Source organism: Streptomyces sp. NPDC016309, assembly GCF_043077235.1.
Taxonomy (GTDB): domain Bacteria; phylum Actinomycetota; class Actinomycetes; order Streptomycetales; family Streptomycetaceae; genus Streptomyces.
Genome location: NZ_JBIBSG010000016.1, coordinates 64,423 through 83,954 on the forward strand (window position 1 = coordinate 64,423; position 19,532 = coordinate 83,954).

The 19,532-nt window shown below is 75.0% G+C and carries 19 protein-coding genes; 10 read left to right on the forward strand and 9 right to left on the reverse strand.

What is annotated here, in order from left to right:
- Nucleotides 1-17: 17 nt before the first annotated feature.
- Both ACF068_RS29610 and ACF068_RS29615 read left to right on the forward strand, forming a co-directional pair.
- Nucleotides 18-407, forward strand: coding sequence for a tyrosinase cofactor (locus ACF068_RS29610; RefSeq protein ID WP_392277374.1), 390 nt, complete (start codon nucleotides 18-20; stop codon nucleotides 405-407).
- Nucleotides 408-430: 23 nt separating this feature from the next.
- Nucleotides 431-1,258 carry a tyrosinase family protein gene (locus ACF068_RS29615; RefSeq protein ID WP_392277375.1) on the forward strand — a complete coding sequence of 276 codons (828 nt, stop codon included), beginning with the start codon at nucleotides 431-433 and terminating at the stop codon, nucleotides 1,256-1,258.
- 104 nt (nucleotides 1,259-1,362) lie between these two features.
- Here the strand turns inward: ACF068_RS29615 and ACF068_RS29620 are convergent, their stop codons facing one another.
- Nucleotides 1,363-3,732: an ATP-binding cassette domain-containing protein gene (locus tag ACF068_RS29620; RefSeq protein WP_392277376.1), complete on the reverse strand. Its 2,370-nt coding sequence runs from the start codon at nucleotides 3,730-3,732 to the stop codon at nucleotides 1,363-1,365.
- A gap of 10 nt (nucleotides 3,733-3,742) precedes the next feature.
- On the reverse strand, nucleotides 3,743-4,762 hold the full coding sequence (locus tag ACF068_RS29625) for an MsnO8 family LLM class oxidoreductase (protein ID WP_392277377.1): 1,020 nt from the start codon (nucleotides 4,760-4,762) through the stop codon (nucleotides 3,743-3,745).
- A 138-nt stretch (nucleotides 4,763-4,900) separates the two neighbouring features.
- On the opposite strand from ACF068_RS29625, the gene ACF068_RS29630 reads away from it, so the two are divergent.
- Nucleotides 4,901-5,389 (forward strand): hypothetical protein, encoded by a 489-nt coding sequence (locus ACF068_RS29630; RefSeq protein WP_392277378.1) that lies wholly within the window; start codon nucleotides 4,901-4,903, stop codon nucleotides 5,387-5,389.
- An 80-nt stretch (nucleotides 5,390-5,469) separates the two neighbouring features.
- Here ACF068_RS29630 and ACF068_RS29635 read toward each other — a convergent pair whose 3' ends face one another.
- On the reverse strand, nucleotides 5,470-5,694 hold the full coding sequence (locus ACF068_RS29635; RefSeq protein WP_392277379.1) for a dodecin: 225 nt from the start codon (nucleotides 5,692-5,694) through the stop codon (nucleotides 5,470-5,472).
- A gap of 266 nt (nucleotides 5,695-5,960) precedes the next feature.
- Between ACF068_RS29635 and ACF068_RS29640 the strand changes: the two genes are divergently transcribed.
- From ACF068_RS29640 to ACF068_RS29650, 3 genes are all read left to right on the forward strand, one after another.
- Nucleotides 5,961-7,235 (forward strand): extracellular solute-binding protein, encoded by a 1,275-nt coding sequence (locus tag ACF068_RS29640; RefSeq protein WP_392277380.1) that lies wholly within the window; start codon nucleotides 5,961-5,963, stop codon nucleotides 7,233-7,235.
- A gap of 250 nt (nucleotides 7,236-7,485) precedes the next feature.
- Nucleotides 7,486-8,307 carry a GNAT family N-acetyltransferase gene (locus ACF068_RS29645; RefSeq protein WP_392277381.1) on the forward strand — a complete coding sequence of 274 codons (822 nt, stop codon included), beginning with the start codon at nucleotides 7,486-7,488 and terminating at the stop codon, nucleotides 8,305-8,307.
- Complete coding sequence (locus tag ACF068_RS29650) at nucleotides 8,304-9,161, forward strand: lysophospholipid acyltransferase family protein (RefSeq protein WP_392277382.1); 858 nt, start codon at nucleotides 8,304-8,306, stop codon at nucleotides 9,159-9,161. Before ACF068_RS29645 ends, ACF068_RS29650 begins: the two co-directional genes overlap by 4 nt.
- On the opposite strand, the gene egtD is transcribed toward ACF068_RS29650, so the two are convergent.
- From egtD to egtA, 4 genes are read right to left on the reverse strand one after another with little or no spacing between them, the layout of a single operon-like run.
- A complete protein-coding gene (egtD, locus tag ACF068_RS29655; protein WP_392277383.1) occupies nucleotides 9,056-10,021 on the reverse strand; it encodes an L-histidine N(alpha)-methyltransferase in 966 nt (321 codons plus the stop codon). The two genes, ACF068_RS29650 and egtD, sit on opposite strands and share 106 nt — an antisense overlap.
- Nucleotides 10,018-10,776, reverse strand: a complete 759-nt coding sequence (egtC, locus tag ACF068_RS29660) for an ergothioneine biosynthesis protein EgtC (protein WP_392277384.1) — start codon at nucleotides 10,774-10,776, stop codon at nucleotides 10,018-10,020. Before egtC ends, egtD begins: the two co-directional genes overlap by 4 nt.
- On the reverse strand, nucleotides 10,776-12,089 hold the full coding sequence (gene egtB, locus ACF068_RS29665) for an ergothioneine biosynthesis protein EgtB (RefSeq protein WP_392277385.1): 1,314 nt from the start codon (nucleotides 12,087-12,089) through the stop codon (nucleotides 10,776-10,778). The genes egtC and egtB overlap by 1 nt, the downstream gene beginning before the upstream one ends.
- Nucleotides 12,086-13,399: an ergothioneine biosynthesis glutamate--cysteine ligase EgtA gene (gene egtA, locus ACF068_RS29670; RefSeq protein WP_392277386.1), complete on the reverse strand. Its 1,314-nt coding sequence runs from the start codon at nucleotides 13,397-13,399 to the stop codon at nucleotides 12,086-12,088. The genes egtB and egtA overlap by 4 nt, the downstream gene beginning before the upstream one ends.
- A gap of 122 nt (nucleotides 13,400-13,521) precedes the next feature.
- Between egtA and ACF068_RS29675 the strand changes: the two genes are divergently transcribed.
- The 3 genes from ACF068_RS29675 (at nucleotide 13,522) to ACF068_RS29685 (ending at nucleotide 16,065) form a co-directional block, all read left to right on the forward strand.
- Nucleotides 13,522-14,355, forward strand: a complete 834-nt coding sequence (locus ACF068_RS29675) for a TIGR02452 family protein (RefSeq protein WP_392277387.1) — start codon at nucleotides 13,522-13,524, stop codon at nucleotides 14,353-14,355.
- Nucleotides 14,356-14,491: 136 nt separating this feature from the next.
- A complete protein-coding gene (locus ACF068_RS29680; RefSeq protein WP_392277388.1) occupies nucleotides 14,492-14,746 on the forward strand; it encodes a hypothetical protein in 255 nt (84 codons plus the stop codon).
- A gap of 128 nt (nucleotides 14,747-14,874) precedes the next feature.
- Nucleotides 14,875-16,065 (forward strand): thiolase family protein, encoded by a 1,191-nt coding sequence (locus ACF068_RS29685; RefSeq protein WP_392277389.1) that lies wholly within the window; start codon nucleotides 14,875-14,877, stop codon nucleotides 16,063-16,065.
- 47 nt (nucleotides 16,066-16,112) lie between these two features.
- On the opposite strand, the gene trxA is transcribed toward ACF068_RS29685, so the two are convergent.
- Nucleotides 16,113-16,514: a thioredoxin gene (gene trxA, locus ACF068_RS29690; RefSeq protein ID WP_392277390.1), complete on the reverse strand. Its 402-nt coding sequence runs from the start codon at nucleotides 16,512-16,514 to the stop codon at nucleotides 16,113-16,115.
- Between the two features lie 113 nt (nucleotides 16,515-16,627).
- Between trxA and ACF068_RS29695 the strand changes: the two genes are divergently transcribed.
- Nucleotides 16,628-18,058, forward strand: a complete 1,431-nt coding sequence (locus tag ACF068_RS29695) for a dihydrolipoyl dehydrogenase family protein (protein WP_392277391.1) — start codon at nucleotides 16,628-16,630, stop codon at nucleotides 18,056-18,058.
- 41 nt (nucleotides 18,059-18,099) lie between these two features.
- On the opposite strand, the gene ACF068_RS29700 is transcribed toward ACF068_RS29695, so the two are convergent.
- Nucleotides 18,100-19,518 (reverse strand): chloride channel protein, encoded by a 1,419-nt coding sequence (locus tag ACF068_RS29700; RefSeq protein WP_392277392.1) that lies wholly within the window; start codon nucleotides 19,516-19,518, stop codon nucleotides 18,100-18,102.
- Nucleotides 19,519-19,532 lie beyond the last annotated feature (14 nt).

Sequence of the window (19,532 nt, forward strand, 5' to 3'; positions counted from 1 at the left end):
ACACCAGGGGGTAACCCATGTCCACCATCACGCGCCGCCGCGCCCTCGGCGTCGCGGCTTCGGCCGCCACCGGCCTCGTCGCCGCCCGCGCCCTCACCACACCCGCCCAGGCGGCCCCCGCCCGCCGGGCCTCCGGACCGGAGACGTTCGACGAGATCTACCAGGGCCGGCGCATACAGGGAGGGCCCACCGGTGGTGGCCACCACGGCGGCGGCCACCACGGGGGACACGGCGACGGCTACGCCGTACACATCGACGGCCAGGAGCTGCACGTCATGCGGAACGCCGACGGCACCTGGATCAGCGTGATCAACCACTACGAGCCGCTCGCCACGCCCCGCGCCGTGGCCCGCGCCGCCGTCCGGGAACTCCAGGGCGCCCCGCTCGTCCCGCTCACCCTCGTCTGATCACACTCCGGAGCCGCACCACCATGACCGTTCGCAAGAACCAGGCCCAGCTCACCGCCGCCGAGAAGCGGAGCTTCGTCAACGCCGTGCTGGAGCTCAAGCGCACCGGCCGTTACGACACCTTCGTCACCACGCACAACGCCTTCATCATGAGCGACACCGACAACGGCGACCGCGTCGGCCACCGCTCCCCGTCCTTCCTGCCCTGGCACCGGCGGTTCCTCCTCCAGTTCGAGCAGGCGCTCCAGGCCGTCGACCCGTCCGTCGCCCTGCCCTACTGGGACTGGACCGTGGACCGCACCCCCCGCGCCTCCCTGTGGGCCCCCGACTTCCTCGGCGGCACCGGCCGTGCCCGCGACGGCCAGGTCATGGACGGCCCCTTCGCCCGCTCCACCAACCGCTGGACCGTGTCCGTACGCGTCGACGGCCGTGACTTCCTGCGCCGCGACCTCGGCGCGGGCGGCCGCCAACTGCCCACCCGGGCCGAGGTCGACGCCGTCCTCGCCATGGAGACGTACGACATGCCGCCCTGGAACAGCGCGTCCGACGGCTTCCGCAACCACCTCGAGGGCTGGCGCGGCGTCAACCTCCACAATCGCGTCCACGTGTGGGTCGGCGGCCAGATGGGCACCGGTGTGTCCCCCAACGACCCGGTCTTCTGGCTCCACCACGCCTTCATCGACAAGCTCTGGGCCGACTGGCAGGCCCGCCACCCGGGCTCCACCTACCTCCCGGCCGCCGGCACCCCCAACGTGGTCGACCTCAACGACACCATGCGCCCGTGGAACGACGTCACCCCGGCCGACATGCTCGACCACACCCGCCACTACACCTTCGACACGGCCGCCTAGCGGCACCGCCCCACCGGACGGGACGCGGCACCGGACCGGACGCCCCACCGGACCGGGCCGCCGATGTCCGGCGGCCCGGCCCCGGTCCGGTGGGGCACCGGCGCCTACCCCCGCCCCCGCAGGGCCGCCGCGAGGTACGGGGCGGTACGGCCGGCCGACGAGGCGGCCACCTCGGCGGGCGTACCGGCGGCGACGATCCGGCCGCCCTCGTCCCCGCCGCCCGGGCCGAGGTCGACCACCCAGTCCGCGCCCGCCACCACGTCCATGTCGTGCTCGACCACCACGACCGAGTGGCCGGCCTCCACCAGGCCGTGCAACTGCCGCATCAACACCTCCACATCCGCCGGGTGCAGACCGGTCGTCGGCTCGTCCAGCACGTAGAGGGTGTGCCCCCGGCGCGGCCTCTGGAGCTCGGCGGCCAGCTTGACGCGCTGCGCCTCACCGCCCGACAGCTCCGTGGCGGGCTGCCCCAGCCGCAGGTACCCCAGCCCCACGTCCAGCAGGGCGCCCAGGCTGCGCACGGCGGCGGGGACGTCCGCGAGGAACTCCGCGGCCGCCTCCACCGTCAGGTCCAGCACCTCGGCGACGTTCCGGCCCCGGTACCGCACCTCCAGCGTCTCCGGCTCGTACCGGGCGCCACCGCAGTCCGGGCACGGGGTGTACGTGCTGGGCAGGAACAGCAGCTCCACCGAGACGAAGCCCTCGCCCTGGCACGTCCCGCACCGGCCGCCCGCCACGTTGAACGAGAACCGCCCCGCCCGGTAGCCCCGCGCCCGCGCCTCCTCCGTCCCGGCGAACAGCTTGCGGACCACGTCGAACAGACCCGTGTACGTCGCCAGGTTGGAACGTGGGGTACGACCGATCGGCCGCTGGTCCACCGTCACCAGCCGCCGCACCCCCGGCATGTCCGCCGACAGCTCGCCCACCAGCGTCGACTTGCCCGAACCGGACACCCCCGTCACCGCCGTGAGGGCGCCCAGCGGCAGCTCCGCCTCCAGCGCCCGCAGGTTGTGCCGGGTGACCGGACCGACCCGCAGCCACCCCGACGGCTCCCGCACCGCCCTCGCCGGCGGCGCGCCCCGGTCGAACAGGAACCGCCGCGTCGCCGACCCGGCGACCTCGCGCAGCCCCTCGGGCGGGCCGCTGTGCAGCACCCTGCCGCCGTGCACACCCGCGTGCGGCCCCACGTCCACCAGCCAGTCGGCGTGCCGCACCACATCCAGGTGGTGCTCCACCACGAACACCGAGTTGCCGGCCGCCTTCAGCCGGTCCAGCACCACCAGCAGCGCCTCCGTGTCGGCCGGGTGCAGCCCCGCGGACGGCTCGTCCAGCACGTACACGACCCCGAACAGCCCGGCACGCAACTGCGTCGCCAGCCGCAGCCGTTGCAGCTCGCCGCCGGACAGCGTCGGGGTGGCACGGTCCAGGCTCAGATAGCCCAGACCCAGCTCCGTCACGGTCGCGATCCGCTCCCGCAGACCGGCGGTGAGCACCCGCGCGGTCTCCCCGCCCGCGGCCCCGTCCCCGCCCGCCTCCCGGGCCAGGACCCCGGCCAGCTCGGTCAGCGGCAGCGCCGCCAGCTCCGCGATGGTCCGCCCCGCGAACGTCACCGCCAGCGCCTCCGGCCGCAGCCGGCCCCCGCCGCACACCCGGCAGGGCGCGCTCGTCAGGAAACGTTCCGCCTTCGCCCGCAGCGCCGGGCTCTTCGAGTCCGCGAAGGTGTGCAGCACGTACCGCCGCGCACTCATGTACGTGCCCTGGTACGGGCGCTGGATACGGTCCGCCTCCCGCACCGGGTGCACCGTGACCACCGGCTGCTCGTCGGTGAACAGGATCCACTCCCGGTCCGCCGGCGCCAGCTCCCGCCACGGCCGGTCGACGTCGTACCCCAGGGCGTCCAGGATGTCCCGCAGGTTCTTGCCCTGCCACGCCCCCGGCCAGGCCGCGATCGCCCCCTCGCGGACGGACAGGCCCGGATCGGGGACCAGCAGCTCCTCGCTGGTGTCGTGCACCCTCCCCATGCCCTGGCAGCCCGGGCACGCCCCGGCTGCCGTGTTCGGCGAGAAGGCGTCCGAGTCCAGCCGCTCCGCCCCCGGCGGGTAGACGCCCGCCCGCGAGAACAGCATCCGCAGCGAGTTCGACAGCGTCGTCACCGTACCGACGGAGGACCGCGACCCGGGCGAGGACCGGCGCTGCTCCAGCGACACCGCGGGCGGCAGACCGGTGATCTCGCCCACCCGGGGCGCACCCACCTGGTGGATCAGCCGGCGCGCGTACGGCGCCACCGACTCGAAGTACCGCCGCTGCGCCTCCGCGTAGACCGTCCCGAACGCCAGCGACGACTTGCCCGAACCGGAGACGCCGGTGAACACGACGAGCGCGTCCCTGGGGAGGTCCACGTCCACGGAACGCAGGTTGTGCTCCCGGGCGCCTCGGACACGGATGTACGGATCGTGCTGCGCAGGGCCTGACATGACCGCCAGTCTAGGTGTTTACGCTGGTCAGGCCCGCGAGACGGGCGAGCCTCCGATACGAGTCCAGCAGCGCCGCCCGGTCGTGCGTACTGGTCGTGACCAGGATCTCGTCGGCCGCCGTCTCCTTCAGCACCCTCTCCAGCGCGTCTCCCACCTGCTCCTCCGTGCCGTACACGTGGCCGCGCAGGCCGGACTCGTAGAACTCCCGCTGCCGGGCCGTCATGGGCAGGCCCTCCACCCGCTCCGGCGGCACCAGCGGCGGGAACACGCCCTCGGTGCGCGAGTACGCCAGCGCCCAGGCCTCCGGCACCAGCAGCCGGGCCGCCTCCTCCTCCGTCCCCGCGACCACCACGGTGCCGGCCACGACGACGTACGGTTCCTCCGACCACTCCGAGGGGCGGAAGTCCGCGCGATAGCGCTCGATCGCCGCCACCACCTTCGCCCGGCCCTTCAGGTCGCCGATCACCAGTGGCAGCCCCGCCGCGGCGGCGATCGCCGCGCCCCCTCCGGTGGCCAGCAGGTACGGGGGCACCCGCAGCCCCTCGGCGGGGTACGCGCGCACCCCGGGGTGCGCGGACCGGACACCGGTGAACCAGCCCAGCAGCTCGTCGAGCCGCCCGGCGAAGTCGTCGGCGTCCTTCTTGTCACGGCCCAGCGCCCGCCGGACCCCGTCGGTGAAGCCCACCGAGCGGCCGAGACCCATGTCGATCCGCCCCGGGAACAGGGACTCCAGCACCCCGAACTGCTCGGCCACCACCAGCGGCTGGTGGTTCGGCAGCATCACCCCGCCCGTGCCCACCCGGATGGTGCGCGTCGCGGCGGCGACGGCGGCCGCCAGGACGGTCGGCGCGGAACCGGCGACGCCCGGCACGCCGTGATGCTCCGAGACCCAGAAGCGGTGGTAACCCAGCCGCTCCACCTCCGCGGCGAGGGCCACGGTGCCCATGAGGGCCTCCCGGGCGTCCTCCCCCTCACGGGTGCGGGACCGGTCCAGTACCGACAGACGCGTCGCGGCGATCGAAGAACTCACGCCCTGCTACAACGCCCCTGCCCGGCGGAGATTCCCCGACGGAGGGCGTACGCCTCCCGTACGCGTCGCGTACGCGTTCCCCACGCGCTTGCGTACGCGTTCCCGCGCGACGTGTACGCGTTCCCTACGCTGGGGGCCGTGACACGGAACCGCAGGCCACTGGCCGTCTTCGACCTGGACAACACCCTCTCCGACACCGCCCACCGGCAGCGTTTCCTGGAGCGCAAGCCGCGCGACTGGGACGCCTTCTTCGCGGCCGCCCCCCAGGACCCGCCGCTCGCCGAGGGCGTGCGGCTGTGCCGGGAGGCGGCCGGGGACTGCGACGTGGTGTACCTCACCGGGCGTCCCGAACGCTGCCGCGAGGACACCCGCGCCTGGCTGGCGGCACACGGCCTGCCCGAGGGCCCGGTCCACATGCGCCGCGACCATGACCGCCGCCCGGCGCGGGTCACGAAGCTGGAGGTCCTCCGCCGGCTCTCCGCCGCGCGCGAGGTCCGCATGCTCGTCGACGACGACGAACTCGTCTGCGACGCCGCCGAACGGGCCGGCTACCGGGTCCTACGCGCCCGCTGGGCGACGGACTCCACCGCGCTGGAGGAGGCCCAGGAGAAGGAGGGCCGCACCTGAGCGGGCCCGCCCGCCGGGCGGACCGTACGGAGGGGGTGCCGCCCGCGGCGGAAGGGCGGGGGAGGACGTGCGAGGGGGCGTCAGCCCGCGGTCTCGCCGTCCTCCAGCCGGAAGCCGACCTTGAGCCCGACCTGGTAGTGGGCGATGCGCCCGTCCTCGATGTGACCCCTGACCTGCGTCACCTCGAACCAGTCCAGGTTCCGCAGCGTCTCGGAGGCGCGCGCGATGCCGTTGCGCATCGCGTCGTCCACGCCCTCGTGCGAGGTGCCGACGATCTCGGTGACGCGGTAGGTGTGGTGCGACATGGAGGTCTCCTCGTTCGCCCGGTCGTCATGGTCCGGTTCCGGGGGGTCGTCGTCCGGCGGTCGTCGTCCGGCGCGTCCTTCCACGGTGCACCACCGCGCCCGGCTCCGCGCGGCGATGACCGGCCGGCGGGTGGCGGAGCGGTCGCCCGGCCCCCCTTGACCCACCACTTGGTCCATACCAAAATCCAGCCATCCGCCCGTGGCGAACCCGCTTCGTCTCCCCCCACGTCGGGTCCTCCGTTCCGCACACGCAAAAGGTGACCTACGTGAAGAAGCGCTTCCTGGCCCGCGCCTGCGCGCTCGTGTCCGCGGCCCTGCCCGTCCTGACCGGGTGCGGTGTCCTGCCCGGCGACGACGGGGCGGCCGGCTCCCGCACGGTGACGGTCTGGCTGATGAAGGGCAGCGTGTCCGACGACTTCCTGGAGCGGTTCACCACCGCGTACGAGAACGACCACCCCGGCATCGAGCTGGAGGTCACCTTCCAGGAGTGGACCGGCATAGGCCCCAAGGTCACCGCCGCGCTGGAGGGCGAGGACGCCCCCGACGTCATCGAGGTCGGCAACACCCAGGTCGCCCAGTACGCCGAGACCGAGCTGCTGCACGACCTGACCCTCGAATCGGTGCGGGACCTCGGCTACGAGGACTGGCTCCCCGGCCTCGCCGAACCCGGCAAGGTCCACGGCGCCCAGTACGGCATCCCGTGGTACGCCGCCAACCGGGTCGTCATCTACAACAAGGACCTGTTCGAACGGGCAGGGATCACGGCACCACCCAGGACCCGCGAGGAGTGGCTGGAGGACACCGAGAAGCTCGACGCCGGCCCGGGCGGCACCCAGGGCATCTACCTGGCCGGGCAGGACTGGTACACCCTGGCCGGGTTCGTGTGGGACGAGGGCGGCGAGCTGGCGGTGGAGAGGAACGGCAAGTGGGCCGGCGCCCTGGACAGCCCCGCCGCCCTGCGCGGCATGGAGGTCTACAAGGAGCTCCAGGAGCTGGGCGACGGGCCCAAGGACGCCGACGAGGAGACCCCGCCCCAGGCGCAGGTCTTCGCCGGGGGCGACGTCGCCCAGATCATCGCGCCGCCGAGCGTCGCGGCCGCCATCGAGGAACGGAACCCCGCGCTCAGCGGCAAGCTCGGCTTCTTCCCGATCCCCGGGAAGACGGCGGGGAAGCCGTGCGCCGTCTTCACCGGCGGCTCCGACCTGATCATCCCGCTGCACTCGCGCGACCGTGGCGCGGCCATGGACGTCGTCGCCGCGCTGGCCGGCGAGAAGTGGCAGACCGACCTGGCCCGCACCATGAACTACGTCCCCAACAAGTCGTCCCTCGCCTCCGCCGTCGACGGCCAGGAAGCCACCGCGGCGATGGCCGTCGGCGCCACGCGCGGCCGGGCGACCCCCAACTCGCCCGAATGGGCGGCCGTCGAGGCGGCGAACCCGATCAAGCCCTACATGACGGCGGTTCTTCAGGGCGCCGCCCCCGAGCGCGCCGCCAGGACCGCCTCCGCCAGGATCACCGCCCTGCTCACCACCGACCGCTGACGTCCCCGGACGTCCCGGACGTCCGGGACGCGGCCCGGGCCCGGGGCGGGCTGCCCGGGCGGGGGCGGGCGCGCTGGGTCCCGCCCCTGGGGTGGCCGTCGGGTGCCCGGGGGCGTACCGGGCATTCAGCCGTCGCACATCCGGGCTCCGCCGGGCGGTCACGCCGAATCCAGCCGGCCACGGGAGAAGTAGGGGGCCGGGCCGCCGCGGCCCGCCGTCCGGGTCCTCACCTCCGGCACAGGAGACCACCATGCCCGCACCCGTCCTGCCCCACACCGAGCTCGCCGCCCCGCACCCGCACCCCGCCCCGCACCCCCGGCCGGCCGCGCCGCAGCCGCGCTACACCGTCTCGCTCGCCCGGGAACAGCATGAGGTCCGGGCCGCCCAGCGGCTGCGCCACCAGGTGTTCGCCGGGGAGCTCGGCGCGCGCCTCGACGGCCCCGAACCCGGCCTGGACAGCGACGAGTTCGACGCCTACTGCGACCACCTCCTGGTACGGGAGGAGACCACCGGCGACATCGTCGGTACGTACCGGCTGCTGCCCCCCGACCGGGCCCGGATCGCCGGCCGCCTCTACTCCGAGGGCGAGTTCGACCTCACCCGGCTCGCCCCGATCCGCGACGACCTGGTCGAGGTGGGCCGTTCCTGCGTCCACCCCGCGCACCGCAGCGGCGCCGTCATCTCCCTCATCTGGGCCGGCATCGCCCACTACATGACCCGCACCGGTCACACCTGGCTCGCCGGCTGCTGCTCCGTCCCGCTCGCCGACGGCGGTGCCCTCGCCGCCGCCACCTGGGACACGGTCCGGGCCAAGCACCTGGCGCCCGAGGAGCACTGGGTCACCCCGCGCAGGCTGTGGTCCGCCGACGGCGTCGCCCGGCCCGGCGACCGCCGCGACCGCCCCGCGCTGCCGCCGCTGCTGCGCGGCTACCTGCGCCTGGGCGCCCGGGTCTGCGGGGCGCCCGCGCACGACACCGACTTCGGCGTCGCCGACCTGTTCGTCCTGCTGTCGCTGCGCCGCACCGACCCCCGCTACCTGCGGCACTTCCTGTCCCTCGCCCCGATCCGGTGAGCGCCTGGCTGCCCACCTCCCCCTGCACGCCCCGCCACTGCGCCCGTACGCCGGGACCGGCCGCCCCCCGCCTCCGGGGCGCGGCGCGGCTGGCGGCCGGTGTCCTGGCCGTGCTCGCCGGCGTGCTTTTGGCGCCCCTCACCGCGCCCCTGGGCCGCGCCGCCCGCGAACGGGCCACCAGGCTCTGGTGCCGGGCGGTGCTCCGCGCCTTCGGGGTACGCGTGCGCATCACCGGCCGCCCGGACGACGCCGGGCCGGTGCTCGTCGTCGCCAACCACGTCTCCTGGCTCGACGTACCGCTCGTCGCCGCCGTCCTGCCCGGCCGGATGCTCGCCAAAAGCGAGGTGCGGACCTGGCCGGTGCTCGGCCCGCTCGCCGCCCGGGGCGGCACGCTCTTCCTGGCACGCGACCGGCTGCGTGCCCTGCCGGGCACGGTCCGGGACATCACCGGGGCGCTCCGGAGCGGCTCCCGCGTCGTCGTCTTCCCCGAGGGCTCCACGTGGTGCGGCCGGTCCGGGGGAAGGTTCCGGTCCGCCGCCTTCCAGGCCGCGCTGGACGCGGGCGTCCCCGTACAGCCCGTACGCATCGCCTACCACCCGGCCGGCCCGGCGGCCTTCGTCGGGGACGACCCGCTCACCACCTCGCTGTGGCGGGTCGCGACGGCCCGCGCGCTGACCGCCGAGATCCGGATCCCGCCCCCGATCCCCGCCGGCCGCCACGCGGACCGCCGCGCCCTGGCACGAGCGGCTCAGACCGCCGTCGCCAGCGACAGCGCGAACCGTCCCTCCTCGTCCGTCCACCAGTGCGCCAGCTCCAGTCCGGCGGCCGCCAGCTCGCCGCGCACGCCCTCCTGACGGAACTTCGCCGACACCTCCGTACGCATCTCCTCCCCGGCCTCGAAGGTGACCGCCAGGTCCAGCTCGGGAATCTTCACGGTCAGCGCCTCCCGTGCCCGCAGCCGCATCTCGATCCACTCCTTCTCGCGGTCCCACACCGCGACGTGGTCGAAGTCGGCCGGATCGGCGTCCGCGCCCAGCTCGCGCGCCAGCACCGACAGCACGTTCTTGTTGAACGCTGCCGTCACGCCCGCCGCGTCGTCGTACGCGGCGACCAGCGTCTCCTCGTCCTTCACCAGATCGGTGCCCATCAGCAGCGCGTCCCCGGGCGCCAGCAGCGAACGCACCGACCGCAGGAACACCTTCCGCTCCTCGGGGAGCAGATTGCCGATCGTGCCGCCCAGGAAGGCGACCAGCCGCGGCCCCGGCGTGCCGGGCAGGGCCAGGCCACGGGTGAAGTCGGCGATCAGCGCGTGCACCTGGAGCCCGGGGTGCTCGGCGGTCAGCGACTCGGCCGCGCCGCGCAGCGCGCTCTCGCTGACGTCCACGGGCACGTAGCTCTCCAGCTCCGGCAGCAGCGCCCCGATCAGGTGCCGGGTCTTCTCCGAGGAGCCCGAACCGAGCTCCACCAGGGTGCGGGCCCCGGTGGCCGCGGCGATCTCCGCCGCCCGGGCGACCAGGATCTCCCGCTCCGCCCGCGTCGGGTAGTACTCGGGCAGCCGGGTGATCTCCTCGAACAGTTCACTGCCCCGCGCGTCGTAGAACCACTTGGGCGGCAGTTCCTTCGGCGTACGGGTCAGGCCGTGCAGGACGTCGGCGCGCAGGTCGGCGCCCGTGGCGTCCTCGGGCAGGGTGCGGGTCAGCAGGAACGGGCTCACGCGGACGGCTCCTTGAGCGGGGTGAGAAGGACATCGGTGGGGGTCGCGGCGAGCACGGTGCGGTCGGGGACCTCGCGCCAGCCCGGATCGTCGTCGTACGGCTCCGAGGCGACGACCGTGCGGGGACGGCCGGGCTCGGCCAGGTACCACAGGGTGTCGCCCCAGGCGGTGGCGCAGATCGTCTCGCCATCGGTGAGCAGCAGGTTCAGCCGCGAACCGGGGGCCGCGGCGGCGACCTCCAGCACGGTGTCGGCCAGCGCCCGGCCGGGCTCGTCGCCGTCCCGCAGCCGGTGCAGGACCAGCGCCCACACCAGGGCGGAGTCGTTGCGGGCCTCCAGGGACAGCAGCTCGTCGGCCGGCAGCCGCGCGGCGAGCGGCGCGAGGGAGCCGGGCCAGCCCTTGACCGCCCCGTTGTGGCTGAACAGCCACGGCCCGGCGGCGTACGGGGCGGCGGCGGCCTCCGCGTCGGCCCCGGACAGCGTGGCGTCCCGGACGGCGGCCAGCAGGCCCCCGGTGCGCACCACCCGGGCGAGGTCGGCGAAGGACAGGTCGGCCCAGATCGGCCCGGCGCGCCGGTAGCGGGCCGGGACGGGGTCGCCGTCCGCGTACCAGCCGACGCCGAACCCGTCCGCGTTCACCGTCCCGTACCGCTGCCTGCGGGGCTCCCAGGACTGCCGGTACAGGGCGTGCGCCGGCTCCACCAGCACCTCGCCGAGCGGCACCGGCGTTCCGAGACAGGCGATATGACGGCACATCAGCCGGCCTCCGCGTCCCGTGCGGTGCGGAACCCGGAGAAGATCTGGCGCCGCACCGGCAGGTCCCAGTTGCGGAACGTGCCCCGGCAGGCCACCGCGTCCACGGCGAACGAGCCGCCGCGCAGCACCTTGTGGCCCGGACCGAAGAAGACCTCGGAGTACTCCCGGTACGGGAAGGCGACGAAGCCCGGGTACGGCAGGAAGTCGCTGGACGTCCACTCCCACACGTCGCCGATCAGCTGCCGTACCCCGAGCGGCGACCGCCCGGCCGGATAGCTCCCCACGGGCGCGGGCCGCAGGTGGCGCTGGCCCAGGTTGGCGTGCCCGGGCGTGGGGTCGTCGTCGCCCCACGGGTAGCGCAGTGAGCGCCCCGACACCGGGTCGTGGCGGGCGGCCTTCTCCCACTCCTCCTCGGTCGGCAGCCGGCGGCCCGCCCAGCGGGCGTAGGCGTCGGCCTCGTACCAGCTCACGTGCAGCACCGGCTCCTCCTCGGGGACCGGTTCGACGACACCGAACCGGCGGCGCAGCCACTGTCCGCCGTCACGGCGCCAGAACAGCGGCGCGCCGATGCCGTGCTGCCGGATCTGCGCCCAGCCCTCCGGCGCCCACCAGCGCTCGTCCCGGTAGCCGCCGTCCTCGATGAACGCCAGGTACGCGCCGTTGCTCACGGGCACCGTGTCGATGAAGAACTCCGGTACCACGCGCGCGTGCGCCGGTCGTTCGTTGTCCAGCGCCCACGGCTCGGCCGAGGTGCCCATGGTGAACGGCCCGCCCGGCACCCGCACTTCGGTGGGCAGCCCGTCGCCGGAGCCGTCCCGGGGCGGTTCGGGGGCGTGCAGCGCAGCCGGGCCCCGTCGGAGCTGATGGGTAATCAGCATGGTCTCGTCGTGCTGCTGTTCGTGCTGGGCCACCATCCCGAACGCGAACGCCGCGTCGACCAGCGGCGGGCCGCCCTCCAGCGGGGTGCGTTCCAGGACGTCGAGGACCCGGCCGCGTACGTCCGAGGCGTACGCGCGGGCCTCGGCGGGCGCCAGCAGCGGCAGTGCGGGCCGGGTGGCCCGGGGATGCTCGAAGGCGTCGTAGAGGGAGTCGATCTCCGGGCGCAGCGCCTCCCGCCCCGCCACGGCCCGCCACAGCCACTGCTCCTCCTGGTTGGAGATGTGCGCGAGGTCCCACACCAGGGGCGACATCAGCGGTGAGTGCTGGGCGGTGAGGTCACCGTCTTCGACGCAGTCCGTGAGCAGGGCGGTGCGGGCCCGGGCGGTGGTCAGCGCCTCCAGCGCCCGCCGCCTGAGCTGCTCGGGGTCGGTCATGTGCGGACGTCCTTCCGGGGTGCCCGGGCCGTGGTCACGGGGGTCAACTGGTCGTCGGCGGGACATCGGCCCCGTAGGACATGGCGCTCGTGGAACGCGGCGACGGCGTCCAGGACGGCGGGGGAGGCGCCCCTCCGGGGCAGGGCCTCCAGCGCGAGCGCGAACAGGGCCACGGCGGCCCCGTGCAGCGCGGGCGCCGCCAGGCCGTCCCGCGCGGCACCGCGCCACAGCGGGTCACGCGGCGGCGGGGAACCGGCCGGCGCCGGTCCCGCGAGGGGCTCGACCACGCGGTACGCGGCCTCGGCCGCCTCCGGGTCGTCGAACAGGGCGGCCGTCACGGCGAGGGGCACGATCCAGCCGTCCTCGCCGGGCTGCGCGTCGATCATGCGCAGTTCCAGATGCCCGCGCGGCCGGACGGGCGGGAACAGGGTGGTGACGTGGTAGTCGAGGTCCGCGCGGGTGGCCGGTCTCGGCTCCCCGGAGCGCAGCCACTCCCGTAACGTCAGCGCCTCGGGCACCTCCCAGGGCCCCGCCCCGCCTCCGTCCCCGTCCTTGTCCCGGACGCACATCACGGGCGCGTCCAGTACGTGCGCCGCCCACGCGTCGCGCGGGTTCCGCCAGGTGTCGGGGGCCGTGCCCCGCACCGGGTCGAGATCGGCCCACAGGCCCTGCCGGGCGGACCGCGCACCGGCCGGCCTGCCGTGCAGGACGGGGGAGTTGGCGAACGCGGCCACCAGGACCGGGCCCAGCAGGTGGGCCAGCCGCCAGCGCCGCTCGAAGCCCAGCGGCCCGGGCTCCTCGTGACCGGCGTCGAGGCAGACCTGCACGGAGGCGGAGTCACGCATCATGGCGCGGCCGGCCGGACCCGTACGGTCCAGGTAGCTCTCCATGGCGTCGTAGCGCGGCGCGCGCAGCAGCCGCTCCCGGGGCGGGCACCAGGGATCGGTGCCGGAGCCCGTGAGGACGAGGCCGAAGGCGTCCAGGGCGGTCCGCACGGCCGCCAGATCGGCCGAAACGGTGGTGACGCACTCCATCAGGGACGCGGCGGGCGGCGAGCTGAGCTCAAGCTGCCCGCCGGGTTCGAAGGTCAGGGCCGATTCCAGCGGCAGGGTCCGCAGGGCCTCGAAGGCGGTACCGAGCCGGCCGGCGGCGACGGGGAGCCACGGGGTGTGCCGGTCGTGGACGAACCACTCCAGCTCCACCCCGACCGCGCGGGGCGGCCCGGTCTTGAAACAGATGCAGCGCAGCAGGTCCTCGGCCTCGTCCTCGGCGAGCGGACCGCCGCTGTCCGGCACGTCGCTCAGTGGCATGGGTTCCTCCTGGAGAAGGGGTTCCGTCCCACCTAAGCCACCGGCCGGTGATCGCACAAGAGTGCCCTCGGGGGCGGAAAACCAGTTGCCTGAAGCTTGATTGATTATCGAGCATGCCGGGTATGAGTGCACGTCTGCGAGAGATCGCCAAGCGGACCGAGGAGATTGTCGCGGAGGGCCGTTACCGGGCCCCCGACGGCCGGCCGGTCACCATCGGCCCCCAGGTCACCGCCGCCCTCGCCGGCACCGCGATGTACGGCCCCGACCCGGTCCCGGTGACCCCCGACACCGGCCGCGACACCCGCGTCGAGGTCACCGGGGAGTCCAGCCTGGAGGCGGCGCGGCGGCTGACCGGCACGGCACCCGGACCCGTCGCCGTCCTCAACTTCGCCTCCGCCCGCAACCCCGGCGGCGGCTACCTCAACGGGGCCCAGGCGCAGGAGGAGGCCCTGTGCCGCTCCTCCGCCCTGTACGCGACCCTGCTGCGGGTCCCGGAGTTCTACGACCACCACCGCGCCGACCGCAGCCCCTTCTACACCGACCGGGTCATCCACTCGCCGGGCGTGCCGGTGTTCCGCGACGACCGGGGCGGACTCCTCAACTCCCCTTTCAGCGTGGGATTTCTCACGTCGCCCGCGCCCAACGCCGGTGTGATCAGCAGCCGTTCGCCCCGCGAGGCCGGACGCATCCCGGCGGCGCTGGCGTCGCGGGCGGAGCGGGTGCTGGAGACGGCGGCGGAGTGCGGTTACCGGCGGCTCGTGCTGGGCGCCTGGGGGTGCGGTGTGTTCCGCAACGACCCGGTGCGGGTGGCGACCGCCTTCCGGACGCCGCTGACCGGGGAGGGCCGGTTCGCCGGCCACTTCGACGAGGTCGTCTTCGCCGTGCTGGACCGTACGCGCGGGGCCACCACCCTGGGCGCGTTCCGCGACGTGTTCGCGGCCGTCGCGCGGGGGTGACGACGCGAGCCGGTCCGCCCCGGGGCACCACCCCGGGCCCACCGTGCACGGCGCCGGCGCTCGCGAGCGGTCCGGGCGGCCCACCGCGCCTCCACCTGACGTGCGCGGCGGGCGGAACGTCTCTAGCGTCGCCTGCATGGACACACATCCGGAGCGCTTCGAGATCCTGCTGGTGCCCGAGCACGTGGAGGGGCGCGACGCGTCGGACCTCGCGGGCGACGCGGTCCGCTCGGCCGTCGTCGAGGCCACCGGCGAGACCGGTGCGTCCGGCTTCCCCCGGTACGCGGGCGACGGCGTCGAGGCCGACATCGACCCGGAGACCCGGGCCGTGGAGGCCCTCCTGGTGGACGGCGCGGAACTGGCCTACGGGCTCACGGCACGGGTGCGCTGAGCCCCCCGCCCGCGCGGCCCGAGGGGGCCGTTGACAGGCGGCGGACACGGACGGAGACTCGGGCGCGAGGCCGGGGACGAAGATTGCTTCGCCCGCCGAACGGACGAGGTCACCTGGGAGCACGCCCGATGAGCATCCGCGACGTCTACATCGTCGACGCCGTACGCACACCGATCGGCAAGTTCGGGGGAGCCCTCTCCGCCGTACGCCCCGACGACCTGGCCGCACACGTCGTCAAGGCGCTCCTGGACCGCACGCCCGCCCTCGACCCCGCCCGCCTCGACGACGTCTACTTCGGCGACGCCAACGGGGCCGGCGAGGACAACCGCGACGTGGCCCGCATGGCCGTGCTGCTCGCCGGGCTCCCCGTCTCCGTACCGGGCGTCACGGTGAACCGGCTGTGCGGTTCGGGCCTGGAGGCCGTCATCCAGGCCGCCCGCGCCATCGCGGTGGGGGACGCCTCGGTGGTCCTGGCGGGCGGCGTCGAGTCGATGTCCCGGGCGCCCTGGGTGCTCCAGAAGCCCGAACGGGCCTTCCCCGCCGGCCACCAGCAGCTCCACTCGACGACGCTCGGCTGGCGCATGACCAACCCGAGGATGCCCGCCGAGTGGACCGTCCCGCTCGGCGAGGGCGCCGAACTGGTCGCCGACAAGCACGCCATCACCCGTGAGCAGCAGGACGCCTTCGCCCTGGCGAGCCACCGCAAGGCCGCGGCCGCGTGGGCCGCGGGACTGTACGACGGCGAGGTCGTGCCGTACGGCGACACCGGCCTCACCCGCGACGAGTGCGTCCGGGACAACACGTCCATGGAGGCGCTGGCCAAGCTGAAGCCGTCCTTCCGTACCGATGGCACGGGGACCGTGACGGCCGGCAACGCCTCGCCCCTCAACGACGGTGCCGCCGCGCTGCTGCTGGTCGACGAGGAGGGCCTGAAGGCCTGCGGACGCGAGCCGCTCGCCCGGATCCGCGCGTCGGCCGTCACCGGCATCGAGCCGCAGCTGTTCGGCCTCGGACCGGTGGAAGCCGTCCAGCGCGCCCTCGCCAGGGCGGGCCGTACCTTCGCGGACCTCACCGCCTTCGAGCTCAACGAGGCCTTCGCCGCCCAGTCGCTGGGCTGCCTCGCCGAGTGGCCCGAGCTGGACCCGGCCGTGGTCAACCCGCGGGGCGGCGCCATCGCCATCGGCCACCCGCTGGGCGCCTCGGGGGCCCGCCTCGCCGGCTCCGTGGCCCACCAGCTCGCGGCCGCGGGCTCGGGCACGGGCCTCGCGGCCCTGTGCATCGGCGTCGGGCAGGGGCTGGCGCTCGTCCTGGAACGCTGAGCGACCGGCCGGCCGGGCGGGGTTCCCGGGCCCGCCCGGCGGACTCGTCAGGCCTCGGTCCCGCCCTGCTCGATGGCCTCGTCAGGCTTGTGTCCCGCCTGCTCGATGGACTTGCGCACCTCGTCCATGTCGAGCTTGCGGGCCTGTCCGATCAGGTCCTCCAGAGCCGCCTCGGGCAGGGCCCCGGGCTGGGCGAACACGGCGACGTTGTCCCGGACGATCATCAGCGTGGGGATCGACCGGATCTCGAAGGCCGCGGCCAGCTCCTGCTGCGCCTCCGTGTCCACCTTGGCGAACACCAGGTCCGGGTGGCGCTCGGACGCACTCTCGAACACCGGGGCGAACTGGCGGCACGGCCCGCACCAGGCAGCCCAGAAGTCGATCAGGATGAAGTCGTTCTCCGTGACCACCTGATCGAAGTTGTCCTTGGTGAGCTCTAGCGTGCTCATGCTGCCTACCTCTTCCCGGTATGTGGGGGACCGCCCCGGACAACGGTGCCCGGCACCGCGCTATTCCGGCTGCCCCTGTGGCCAGGGTGCACACGTACCACCAGACTGACCCCATGAGCGAAACGGTGGAGTACGACGTCGTCGTGGTGGGTGCCGGGCCCGTCGGCGAGAACGTGGCGGACCGGGCGGCCGCGGCCGGGCTGAGTGTCGCGGTGGTGGAGAGCGAACTGGTGGGCGGCGAGTGCTCCTACTGGGCCTGCATGCCCAGCAAGGCACTGCTGCGGCCGGCGATCGCCCGCGCCGACGCCCGCAAGGTCCCCGGGCTGCGCCGGGCCGTGCAGGGCCCCCTGGAGGCCTCGGAGGTGCTCGCCCACCGGGACGCCACGGTCGCGCACTGGAAGGACGACGGGCAGGCCGGCTGGCTGGACTCGATCGGAGCCGTGCTCCACCGCGGCAGGGGCCGGGTCGACGGCACCCGGCGGGTCACCGTCGAGGGCCCCGGCGGGGAACGGCAGGTCCTGACCGCCCGGCACGCCGTCGCCCTCTGCACCGGGAGCCGCGCCGTCCTGCCCGACCTGCCGGGCCTCGCCGGCGCCCGCCCCTGGACCAGCCGCGAGGCGACCGGCTCCCCGCGCGTGCCGGACCGGCTCGTCGTGGTCGGCGGGGGAGTGGTCGGCACCGAGATGGCCACCGCCTGGCAGGCGCTCGGCTCCCGCGTCACGGTGCTGGTACGGGGCGACGGCCTGCTCCCGCGCATGGAGCCGTTCGTCGGCGAGCACGTGGCGGACGCGCTCACCGGGGCCGGTGCGGACATCCGTACCGGAGTGTCCGTCACCGCCGTCGAACGCCCGGACCCCACCGGGCCGGTCACGGTGGTCCTGGACGACGGCGGGCGGATCGAGGCGGACGAGGTCCTCTTCGCCACCGGCCGCGCCCCGCGCACGGACGACCTCGGCCTGGAGACGGTCGGGCTGGAGCCCGGATCCTGGCTGTCCGTCGACGACACCTGCCTCGTCGAGGGCACCGACTGGCTGTACGCGGTCGGCGACGTCAACCACCGGGCCCTCCTCACCCACCAGGGCAAGTACCAGGCCCGGATCGCCGGGGCCGCCATCGGTGTCCGCGCCGACGGCGGGTCCCCGCTGGACACCGGCGCCTGGGGCGCGCACGCCGCCACCGCCGACCACGCGGCCGTGCCCCAGGTCGTCTTCTGCGACCCGGAAGCCGCCTCGGTCGGCCTCACCCTGGCCGAGGCCGAGGCGGCGGGCCACCGGGTACGCGCGGTCGACCAGGACCTGGCCGGGGTGGCCGGCTCGGGCCTGTACGCGGACGGCTACCGGGGCCGCGCCCGGATGGTGGTCGACCTCGAACGCGAGATCCTCCTCGGGGTGACCTTCGTGGGCCCCGGGGTGGGCGAACTGCTCCACTCGGCCACCATCGCCGTCACCGCCGAGGTCCCCGTCGCCCGCCTGTGGCACGCGGTCCCCGCGTACCCCACCATCAGCGAGGTCTGGCTCCGGCTGCTGGAGGGCTACCGCGGCTGACCCCCCGTCACCCCGCCGTCCCCGGCCCCCGCCGGCCCGGATCACGCACGGACCGGGCCGGCGGGGCCGCCACCGCCCGTGCCGTCCCGGTCCGCCGGCCGCCCGCCCGCGCCGTCCGCGTCCCCCAGCTGCCCGCCCGCGTCGTCGTCGCGGTGCTCCACCAGCCGCGCCGTGAGATAGCCGATCACCGCGCAGACCACGATGAGCGGCGTCTGGTCGCTGCCGTCCCGTCCGAGCAGCAGGACCGCCAGGACGGCACTCGCCAGCGGCAGCCGTGTCACCACCGCCGTGGCCGTCGCCACCCCGGCCGCCAGCGCCGGAGCCGTACCGAGCCCCGGCAGCCCGGCGCACGCCAGCCCGCCCGCCGCGCCGATGAGCACGGCGGGGAAGATGGGCCCGCCCCGCATGCTGCCCAGACACACGCTCCAGGCCAGGGTCTTGCAGAGCACGAGCACCAGGAGGGCGCCGACGGACCAGGCGTGCGGGTCCGCCGCCAGGGTGCCGAGCGTCGCCTGGCCCGACAGCGCCGCCTCCTCCGGCGAGCGCCCGGTGAGCAGCGCGTACGCCGTGAGGCAGCCGCCCACCGCCACGGCACACGCCACCGTCCGCACCGCGGTGTGCCGGGCGGTCCAGTCCGCGGTGCGGCGCCCGAGCCGATGTCCCGCCGAGAGGACCACGGTGATCACCAGCGCCAGGGGAACGCCCCACAGGAAGTCGCCCGCGTCCGGGTTCGCGGCCGGCGGCACTTCCGGCAGCGACAGGCCCCCGGTGCCGAGCCCCGTCCATCGGCCGAAACCGGTGAAGACCAGGGCCCCGGCGGCACTGGCCAGCAGGCACGGCAGCAGCAGGGCGACGAGCCGCGGCCCGGCGAGGGCCGCGGCTTCGACGACGAGGACGGCCGCCACCAGCGGGCCGCCCAGGATCGTGGAGATCGCGGCGGTCGAGCCGGCCGTGCCCAGCACCATCGCGGTCCTCGGGTCCGCCTTCCGCCGCGCGGGCCGCAGTGCCAGCAGCGCGAGCCCGCTGCCGAGCGCCATCAACGGGGCCTCCGGACCCAGGACCACCCCGAGGGGCAGTGTCGCCAGGGTCGCGAACACCACCCCCGGCACCGCAGCCGGTCCGCTGGGGCTCCTGGCCAGGCCCCGGACCGCCAGGTGCCCACCGCGCCCCGGGACGCGGGTGACGACCGGGACCAGCAGCAGCCCGGCCAGCAGCAGCGCCGGCAGCGGCCACCACCAGGGCGGCTCGGCGAACCCGGCCGCCCGGGGCAGGTCCTGCCACACGGCCTGCTGGAGCCGGTGCTGGAGGGCCGTGAAGAAGAAACAGGCCAGCGCGACCGGCACGCCCATGAGGACCGAGAGCAGCAGCAGCCGGGCGTAGGCCCGGCCGGCCGGTGCCTCCTCGGCCGGCCCGGGCACCCCCGGTGCCGTACCGGGCCGGTCCGCGCTCGACGGGCTCACAGCCCTTCCCCCAC